This window comes from Mesorhizobium sp. M0048 (assembly GCF_040323405.1).
Taxonomy (GTDB): domain Bacteria; phylum Pseudomonadota; class Alphaproteobacteria; order Rhizobiales; family Rhizobiaceae; genus Mesorhizobium.
In genome coordinates this window covers 1-9368 of the sequence record NZ_JAMYUV010000091.1, presented here as the reverse complement: position 1 = coordinate 9368, position 9368 = coordinate 1, and the positions used below count along the sequence as shown (strand labels likewise).

The following is a 9368-nucleotide window of genomic DNA, read 5'->3' as shown; positions in this document are numbered from 1 at the left end:
ACTTGGTGATCGCCGCCGTCAGCGACGTCTTGCCATGGTCGACGTGACCAATCGTGCCAATGTTCACATGAGGCTTAGTGCGCTCGAATTTACCTTTTGCCATGTGATCTCTCCATTCCTGCCAGCCCGTGCGGGCCTTGAATTAAGTTACTGGTGCAACTCGTTTCGAGTTACGCGTATTTCTTCTGGACTTCCTGGGCGACCGCGGTCGGGACCGGCTCGTAATGGTCGAACTGCATCGTGTAGGCCGCGCGGCCCTGGCTCATCGAGCGAAGGTTGTCCACGTATTTGAACATGTTGGCGAGCGGCACCATCGCGTTGATGACCACCGCGACGCCGCGGGCTTCCTGGCCCTGGATCTGGCCACGACGGCCGTTCAGGTCGCCGATAACGCTGCCGACGTAATCTTCCGGCGTCACCACCTCGACCTTCATGATCGGCTCGAGCAACTGCACGCCAAGCTTGGGCGCTGCTTCACGGAAGCAGGCGCGGCCGGCGATTTCGAAGGCCAGAACCGACGAGTCCACGTCGTGGTAGGCGCCATCGATCAGCGTCGCCTTGACGCCGATCATCGGGAAGCCGGCGAACGGGCCCGAGGTCATGACGCTGTTGATGCCCTTTTCGACACCGGGGATGTATTCCTTCGGCACAGCGCCGCCGACAATCTTGGTTTCGAACTCGAATTCGCTGCTTTCCGGATTCGGCTCGAACAGGATCTTGACGCGGGCGAACTGGCCGGTACCGCCGGTCTGCTTCTTGTGCGTGTAGTCCTGCTCGTGCTTGCGGGTGATCGTCTCGCGGTAGGCCACCTGCGGCGCGCCGACATTGGCCTCGACCTTGAACTCGCGACGCATGCGGTCGACGATGATGTCGAGGTGAAGTTCGCCCATGCCGGAGATGATCGTCTGGCCGCTTTCCTCGTCGGTCTTGACGCGGAAGGACGGATCCTCGGCGGCCAGGCGGTGAAGGGCGAGACCCATCTTTTCCTGGTCGTTCTTGGTCTTCGGCTCGATGGCGATCTGGATGACCGGATCGGGGAATTCCATGCGCTCGAGGATGACCGGATGCAGCGGATCACTGAGCGTATCGCCGGTGGTGGTGTCCTTGAGACCAGCGAGGGCGACGATGTCGCCGGCAAACGCCTCTTCGACGTCGGCGCGCGAATTCGCATGCATCTGCAACATGCGGCCGATCCGTTCTTTCTTGCCCTTCACGGTGTTGTCGACTGAGATGCCCTTGGTGAGCTTGCCCGAATAGATGCGGGCAAAGGTGAGCGAACCGACGAACGGGTCGTTCATGATCTTGAAGGCGAGCATCGACAGCGGCTCGTTGTCGTCGGCATGACGCTCGATCTCGGCGTCGGTCTTGGCGTCGACGCCCTTGATGGCAGGCACATCGGCCGGCGACGGCAGATATTCGACGACGGCGTCGAGCAGCGGCTGCACGCCCTTGTTCTTGAAGGCCGAGCCGCAGAACATTGGATAGAACTTCACCGCGATCGTGCCCTTGCGGATGAGCGCACGGATCTCGTCGTTGCTCGGCATCTTGCCTTCGAGGTAATTCTCGAGCGCCGTTTCGTCCATTTCGACGGCGGCCTCAATCATCTTCTCGCGGTATTCTTCGGCACGAGCCTTGAGGTCGGCAGGGATCTCGACGATGTCCCAGGCAGCGCCCAGCGTCTCGTCGCGCCAGACCAGCGCGTTCATCTCGACGAGATCGACGACACCCTTGAACTCGGTCTCGGCGCCGATCGGCAACTGCATGACGACGGCATGCGCACCGAGGCGCGAACCGATCATCTCGACCGAGCGGTAAAAGTCGGCGCCGATCTTGTCCATCTTGTTGCAGAAGATCATGCGCGGCACGCGATACTTGTCGGCCTGGCGCCAGACAGTCTCCGTCTGCGGCTCGACACCGGCATTGGCATCGAGCAGCGCGATGGCGCCGTCGAGCACGCGCAGCGAACGCTCGACCTCGATGGTGAAGTCGACGTGGCCGGGGGTGTCGATGATGTTGAAGCGATACATCTTGCCGTCGCGACCCTTCCAGAAGGTCGTGGTGGCGGCCGACGTGATGGTGATGCCGCGCTCCTGCTCCTGCTCCATCCAGTCCATGGTGGCAGCGCCGTCGTGGACTTCGCCGATCTTGTGCGACTTGCCCGTGTAATAGAGGACGCGCTCGGTGGTCGTCGTCTTGCCGGCGTCGATATGCGCCATGATACCGAAATTGCGGTAGTCTTCGATTTTATATTCGCGGGCCATGGGAGGTGCCTCTTCAGTCTCGTTCGCGCTTTACCAGCGGTAGTGCGCGAAAGCGCGGTTGGCTTCTGCCATCTTGTGGGTGTCTTCACGCTTCTTGACGGCGGTGCCGCGGTTGTTGGCCGCATCCATCAGCTCGCCGGAGAGGCGGTCGACCATGGTGGTCTCGTTGCGGTTGCGGGCGGCAGCGATCAGCCAGCGGATGGCCAATGCCTGCCGGCGCTCGGGTCGCACGTCGACCGGAACCTGGTATGTGGCGCCGCCGACGCGGCGGGAACGCACTTCCACATGCGGCGCGACATTGTCGAGCGCCTGATGGAAGACGGTGACCGGCTCCTGCTTGGTCTTGGACTGGACCTGGTCGAGCGCGCCGTAGACGATGGTCTCGGCAACCGACTTCTTGCCATCATACATGACGGCATTCATGAACTTGGTGACGATCAGATCGCCGAACTTCGGGTCCGGATTGATCTCACGCTTTTCTGCACTGTGACGACGGGACATTTTTTCTCTGCCTCAATTCTACGCGGTGGCCTGGATCCCGGATCGTCGCTTGACGCCGTCCGGAACGACCTTGGCTACGCTTCGGTCACTTCGGACGCTTGGCGCCGTATTTCGAACGGCGCTGCTTGCGGTTCTTCACGCCTTGCGTGTCGAGCACGCCGCGGATGATGTGGTAACGGACGCCCGGAAGATCCTTGACGCGGCCGCCACGGATCATCACCACCGAGTGCTCCTGAAGGTTGTGGCCTTCGCCGGGGATGTAACCGATCACTTCAAAACCATTGGTCAGGCGGATCTTGGCCACCTTGCGCAGCGCCGAGTTCGGCTTCTTCGGCGTCGTGGTGTAGACGCGCGTGCAGACGCCCCGCTTCTGCGGGTTCTGCTGCATGGCCGGGACCTTGTTGCGCTTCACCGGCGCAATGCGCGGCTTGCGGATCAGCTGGTTGACGGTAGGCATTAAACCCTCTTGTCTCTCAATTCCGTGTCTTGCCCGGTCAGGGCCGCTCAAAGCGTCATTTCCATACGCAAATTCGGGCCACAAACCGCGCCTCGCGGTCTTGCCCGAACAAATGGCAGAGGAAGCGGAAGCCGCTTCATGCACGCCGGAAATGTCTTTTCGCTCGTAAAACGAACCCTGTTTGAGGCAAACTCCAAAGCGTGTCGCTTCGGAAGCGAGAGCCTCACATCGGTTCTGACTGGGCGGCTTCTACTCGTGTGGCCACTGTCCGTCAACCCCGGAGCGGCAAATATTGCGCTGAACCCGAGGTTTGGCAGCCATGCGAAAAACGCATGTAATTTTCTTGCGCCGTTTTTCAAGAGGAAGGCAGAAAGTGACCGGCTTGCGGCTGTTTCCACGCCGTGCTTCGTGCGAAAAGGCGGCATGAACAGCCCAAAACCCCTCGCCCGGAGGTACGAACCCGTGAATGACAATGAGGAGCGCCCGGTCACCATTATTACCGGCCGGGTGTGGAAGCGCAAAGGCGGCAAGCCGGAAGGCGTGCATGTGATGCTGGTCGCCCCGGACGACGATTCGGCGGTGCGCCGCGCTCTCGAATCACTTGCCGCGGAAGGTTACGCCGAGGCCGAGCTCGACCAGATCGGCGACCTGGACGGCGTGCCCGACGAGGAGCCGCATCTGTCCGCCTATCAGGGCGCGCTCGAAGGCGAAGTGTCAATCGTGACCTTCGATGTGCCGATCTGAAGAGATCTGAATCGCGGTCGATCTCACGGCCGGCGACAAAAGCCCGGCGACTTGCCCGACACAAGTTCTCTGCTAAGAAGCGACCTCTGGTAAAACCAAGCACACTCAACCTGCGGAGCTCCCATGTCCTCTAATCCCATCAAGCTCGGCATCGTGGGCGTGGGAAAGATCGTCCGCGACCAGCACCTGCCGGCCTTGGCGAAGGACCAGGATTATCGCCTGGTCGCCGCAGCGAGCCGCCACGGCAAAGTCGAAGACATCCCGAATTTCCCGACGATTGAGGCGATGCTCGACTCGGTGCCGGAGCTCGAGGCGGTGTCGCTTTGCATGCCGCCGCAGTTCCGTTATGACGCCGCACGCACGGCGCTGGTGGCGAAAAAGCATGTCTTCCTGGAAAAGCCGCCGGGCGCGACCGTCAGCGAGGTCGAGGACCTGAAAGCGCTGGCGGCAGCGAACGGCGTCTGCCTGTTCGCCAGTTGGCATTCACGCTATGCGCCGGCTGTCGAGGCCGCTCGCGCTTTCCTCGGTTCAACCAAAATCAGATCGGCCGCTATCATCTGGAAGGAAGATGTCCGCCGCTGGCATCCGAATCAGGAATGGATCTGGGCACCGGGCGGCTTCGGCGTCTTCGATCCGGGCATTAACGCACTGTCGATCGCCACCCACATCCTGCCGCCAATGTTCATCAGTTCGGCAGAGCTCGATTTTCCGGAGAACCGTGCATCCCCGGTCGCGGCCCATGTCACCTTCCGCACCTCGGACGGATTGCCAGTGACGATGGAACTCGATTGGCTTCAGACCGGCCCGCAGAGCTGGGACATCCTGGCCGAGACGGACCGGGGTAAAATGGTGCTTTCCGGCGGCGGCTCGAAGCTCGCCGTCGACGGCCGCGTCGTTCACGAGGAGCCGGAAGCGGAATACCCGATGCTTTACAGGCGCTTTGCCGAGATCGTGCGCGCGGGTACCTCCGACGTCGATCTCGCGCCCCTTCAGCACGTCGCCGACGCCTTCATGCTGGGCAAGCGCAATGTGGTGCAAGCTTTTTTCGATTGATCAGCGGGCGTCGGCCGGATCGCATGTCCGGCCACTCACCGCGCAAGTTCAATTGACGATCGCTATAGCAAAGCCGTCATAGCCTTTGGCGCCAACAATCTGGATCGCGGTGCCTTCCAGACGCTTGTGGCTGCCGATGAACGAGAACGCCGCGCGTGCCCCTTCGACATTGGCGTCACGACCATCTTCATTCACCACCGCGCCGTCACGGATGACATTGTCGCAGACGATGACGGTCCCCGGCCTCGAAAGACGCATGGCCCACGACAGATAGTGCGGGTTGTTCGGCTTGTCGGCGTCGATGAAGATGAAGTCGAACGACCCGGCATTCTCGGCGCCTAACGCCGCAAGCGATTGAAGCGCCGGTCCGACCCGCAGTTCTACCGGTCCGACACCCCTGCGCGTTCAAAGTTCGACCGCGCGACACTGGCGTGGTGCGGGTCAAGCTCGAGTGTCACGACCTTGCCGTCCACGGGCAACGCTCGCGCCATCCAGATTGTCGAGTAGCCGCCCAACGTGCCGATTTCGAGTACCTTCTTGGCTCCCTGCATTCGCGCAAGAAGTGACAGCAGCTTGCCTTGTGCCGGCGAAACATCGATCGCCGGCAGGCCGTGGTCATGGTTGGCCGCCAGAACGGCATCGAGGGCGGGATCCGCATCGAAAAAAGCCTCGACAATGTAGTCGTCGACAGAAGCCCAGGTCTTCATGCTCATCGTTTTCTTCTCCGATCCGATTAGAGAACCAAAATGCGAAAAGGGGCCACTTGGGCCCCTTTTCTATCTTCTCTTTCTTGTGCGCTTACTGCGCGGCGGAAGCCATGTCGGTCAGCATCGGCTCGGCGACCTCGACGCCGGACGCCTTGCGGCGCTCGTCGATGATCAGTTCGTCGCGCGAGGTGGCGATGCGCCGGATCTGGCTCATCGTGCCGCCGGTGCCGGCCGGGATCAGCCGGCCGACGATGACGTTTTCCTTCAGCCCCTGCAGCATGTCGGTCTTGCCGGCAACCGCAGCTTCGGTCAGCACCCTCGTCGTCTCCTGGAAGGAGGCGGCCGAGATGAAGGACGGCGTCTGCAGCGAGGCCTTGGTGATGCCGAGCAACACCGGCTGGCCTTCTGCCGGCTTCTTGCCTTCCTCGACCAGGCGCTCGTTGACCTCTTCCAGTTCGATCACGTCGACGTGGTCGCCCGGAATGTAGGTCGAATCGCCCTGCGTGGTGATCTCGACCTTCTGCAGCATCTGGCGAACGATCACCTCGATGTGCTTGTCGTTGATCGACACGCCCTGCAGTCGGTAGACCTCCTGGATTTCGTTGACGAGGTAGGAGGCAAGCGCCTCCACGCCCTTGATCGCCAGGATGTCGTGCGGCGCCGGATTGCCGTCGAGGATGTAGTCGCCCTTCTCGATGACGTCGCCGTCCTGGAGATGGAACGGCTTGCCCTTCGGGATCAGGTATTCGACCGGCTCAAGCGTCGAGTCATGCGGTTCGATGATGATACGGCGCTTGTTCTTGTAGTCGCGGCCGAAGCGGATCGTGCCATCGATCTCGGCGATGATGGCGTGATCCTTCGGACGGCGTGCCTCGAACAGCTCGGCAACACGCGGCAGACCGCCGGTGATGTCCTTGGTCTTGGCGCTTTCCATCGGAATACGCGCCAGCACGTCGCCGGGGCGAACCTGTGCGCCCGGCTCGACCGAAAGAATGGCCTCGACCGAGAGCAGGAAGCGGGCGTCGCCACCCTTCGACAGCTTGCCGACCTTACCCTTGGCATCCAGGACGGCGATCGCCGGCTTGAGGTCGTTGCCGCGTGGCGTCGAACGCCAGTCGATGACCTCGCGCTTGGTGATGCCGGTCGATTCGTCGGCGGTTTCCTGAACGGAAATGCCGTCGACCAGATCCTCGAACGCGACCTTGCCCTCGATTTCGGTGAGGACCGGGCGGGTATAAGGATCCCACTCGGCGATACGCTGGCCGCGCTTCACCTTGTCGCCATCGTCGACGAAGATGCGCGAACCGTAGGTGACGCGGTGCGTGGCGCGTTCCTTGCCGGCCTCGTCGAGGATCAGCACCGCCATATTGCGGCCCATGACCATCAGCTGGCCGTCGGAGTTGCGCACCACGTTGCGGTTGCGGATCTCGACCTTGCCCTCGTACGAGGCTTCAAGGAACGAGGAATCCACCACCTGCGCCGTGCCGCCCATGTGGAAGGTGCGCATGGTGAGCTGGGTGCCCGGCTCGCCGATCGACTGCGCCGCGATGACGCCGACAGCCTCGCCCTGGTTGACGGGCGTGCCGCGGGCCAGATCGCGTCCGTAGCAGACCGCGCAGACGCCGACCCTGACCTCGCAGGTCAGCGCCGAACGGATGCGGACCGATTGCACGCCGGCCTTTTCGATCAGTTCCACGTCACGCTCGTCCATCAGCGTTCCGGCCTTGACCAGAACCTCGCCGGTGACCGGGTGGGTGATGTCGTCGAGCGAGGTGCGGCCGAGAACGCGCTGGCCAACCGAGGCGACGACCTGACCGGCATCGACGATCGGCTGCATGGTGAGGCCCTTGTCGGTGCCGCAGTCGAGCGAGTTGACGATGCAGTCCTGTGCCACGTCGACGAGACGACGCGTCAGATAACCCGAGTTCGCCGTCTTCAAGGCGGTGTCGGCCAGACCCTTGCGGGCGCCGTGGGTCGAGTTGAAGTACTCGAGCACGGTGAGGCCTTCCTTGAAGTTCGAGATGATCGGCGTCTCGATGATTTCACCGCTAGGCTTGGCCATCAGACCGCGCATGCCGGCGAGCTGGCGCATCTGGGTGGGCGAACCGCGCGCACCGGAGTGCGACATCATGTAGATCGAGTTCATCGGCTTCTGACGGCCGTTGTCCTCGAACTCGACAGCCTTGATGCGGGCCATCATTTCGTCGGCGACCTTTTCCGAGCACTTGGCCCAGGCGTCGACGACCTTGTTGTACTTCTCGCCCTGGGTGATCAGGCCGTCATTGTACTGCTGCTCGTACTCCTTGGCCAAAGCCTCGGTGTCGGACACCAGCTTGATCTTGGCGTCCGGAATCAGCATGTCGTCCTTGCCGAACGAAATGCCGGCACGGCAGGCGTGGCTGAAGCCGAGAGCCATGATGCGATCGCAGAAAATGACCGTCTCCTTCTGACCGCAATGGCGGTAGACGGTGTCGATCATCTTGGAGATGTTCTTCTTGGTCATCTCCTGGTTGGCGGTCTCGTACGGCACATTGTGGTTCTTCGGCAGAAGTTCGCCGATGATCATGCGGCCAGGCGTAGTGTCGTAGATCTTCGACACGACCTTGCCGTCGGCGTCGACCGTACGGAAGCGCCCCTTGATCTTGGCATGCAGCGTCACCGCCTTGGTCTCGAGCGCGTGCTGGAGCTCGCCCATGTCGGCAAACACCATGCCCTCGCCCGGCTCGTTCTGGTTGACGATCGAGAGATAGTAGAGACCGAGAACCATGTCCTGCGACGGCACGATGATCGGCGCACCGGAAGCCGGGTGCAGGATGTTGTTGGTCGACATCATCAGCACGCGGGCTTCGAGCTGCGCTTCCAGCGACAGCGGCACGTGGACCGCCATCTGGTCGCCGTCGAAGTCGGCATTGAAGGCCGTGCAGACCAGCGGGTGAAGCTGGATCGCCTTGCCTTCGATCAGGATCGGCTCGAACGCCTGGATGCCGAGGCGGTGCAGCGTCGGCGCGCGGTTCAACAGCACCGGATGCTCGCGGATGACCTCGTCGAGGATATCCCAGACCTCCGGACGCTCCTTCTCGACCAACTTCTTCGCTTGCTTGACGGTCGAGGAGTAACCCTTGGCGTCGAGACGGGCGTAGATGAAGGGCTTGAAAAGTTCGAGCGCCATCTTCTTCGGCAGGCCGCACTGGTGCAGCTTGAGCTCCGGACCGGTGACGATGACCGAGCGGCCGGAATAGTCGACGCGCTTGCCGAGCAGGTTCTGGCGGAACCGGCCCTGCTTGCCCTTCAGCATGTCGGACAGCGACTTCAGCGGACGCTTGTTGGCGCCGGTGATGACGCGGCCGCGACGGCCGTTGTCGAACAGTGCATCGACGGCTTCCTGCAGCATGCGCTTTTCATTGCGCACGATGATGCCGGGCGCGCGCAGCTCGATCAGCCGCTTCAAGCGGTTGTTGCGGTTGATGACGCGGCGATAAAGGTCGTTCAGGTCGGAGGTGGCGAAACGGCCGCCGTCCAGCGGGACAAGCGGACGCAGGTCCGGCGGAATCACCGGAACCACCTTCATGATCATCCATTCCGGACGGTTGCCGGATTCCATGAAGTTCTCGACGACCTTGAGCCGCTTCAGGTACTTCTTCTGCT

7 protein-coding genes and 1 pseudogene are annotated in these 9368 nt (G+C 62.0%); 2 read left to right on the top strand and 6 right to left on the bottom strand.

Annotated features, from left to right (window positions below):
- The 4 genes from NKJ84_RS32355 to rpsL form a co-directional block, all read right to left on the bottom strand.
- Positions 1-103: GTP-binding protein (locus tag NKJ84_RS32355; RefSeq protein ID WP_245464554.1), on the bottom strand; the 103-nt coding region annotated here is incomplete at its 3' end.
- Between the two features lie 67 nt (positions 104-170).
- Positions 171-2261, bottom strand: a complete 2091-nt coding sequence (gene fusA / locus NKJ84_RS32350; protein WP_254817148.1) for an elongation factor G — start codon at positions 2259-2261, stop codon at positions 171-173.
- A 30-nt stretch (positions 2262-2291) separates the two neighbouring features.
- A complete protein-coding gene (rpsG, locus tag NKJ84_RS32345; protein ID WP_008875664.1) occupies positions 2292-2762 on the bottom strand; it encodes a 30S ribosomal protein S7 in 471 nt (156 codons plus the stop codon).
- Between the two features lie 85 nt (positions 2763-2847).
- Positions 2848-3219, bottom strand: coding sequence for a 30S ribosomal protein S12 (rpsL, locus tag NKJ84_RS32340; RefSeq protein ID WP_006333356.1), 372 nt, complete (start codon positions 3217-3219; stop codon positions 2848-2850).
- Between the two features lie 462 nt (positions 3220-3681).
- Between rpsL and NKJ84_RS32335 the strand changes: the two genes are divergently transcribed.
- Together NKJ84_RS32335 and NKJ84_RS32330 are read left to right on the top strand one after the other, a co-directional pair.
- Positions 3682-3963: a transcriptional regulator gene (locus tag NKJ84_RS32335; protein ID WP_254817147.1), complete on the top strand. Its 282-nt coding sequence runs from the start codon at positions 3682-3684 to the stop codon at positions 3961-3963.
- Positions 3964-4086: 123 nt separating this feature from the next.
- On the top strand, positions 4087-5016 hold the full coding sequence (locus NKJ84_RS32330) for a Gfo/Idh/MocA family protein (protein ID WP_352509899.1): 930 nt from the start codon (positions 4087-4089) through the stop codon (positions 5014-5016).
- 48 nt (positions 5017-5064) lie between these two features.
- Here the strand turns inward: NKJ84_RS32330 and NKJ84_RS32325 are convergent.
- Both NKJ84_RS32325 and rpoC read right to left on the bottom strand, forming a co-directional pair.
- Positions 5065-5729 (bottom strand): annotated as a pseudogene (locus NKJ84_RS32325) (O-methyltransferase).
- 85 nt (positions 5730-5814) lie between these two features.
- Positions 5815-9368 (bottom strand): DNA-directed RNA polymerase subunit beta' (gene rpoC, locus NKJ84_RS32320; protein ID WP_352509898.1); only part of this gene is annotated, 3554 nt, incomplete at its 5' end.

Excerpts from the sequence above, each read along its gene's own strand:
- fusA (WP_254817148.1), bottom strand. The coding sequence starts at position 2,261 with ATGGCCCGCGAATATAAAATCGAAGACTACCGCAATTTCGGTATCATG.
- rpsG (WP_008875664.1), bottom strand. The coding sequence starts at position 2,762 with ATGTCCCGTCGTCACAGTGCAGAAAAGCGTGAGATCAATCCGGACCCG.
- rpsL (WP_006333356.1), bottom strand. The coding sequence starts at position 3,219 with ATGCCTACCGTCAACCAGCTGATCCGCAAGCCGCGCATTGCGCCGGTG.
- NKJ84_RS32330 (WP_352509899.1), top strand. The coding sequence starts at position 4,087 with ATGTCCTCTAATCCCATCAAGCTCGGCATCGTGGGCGTGGGAAAGATC.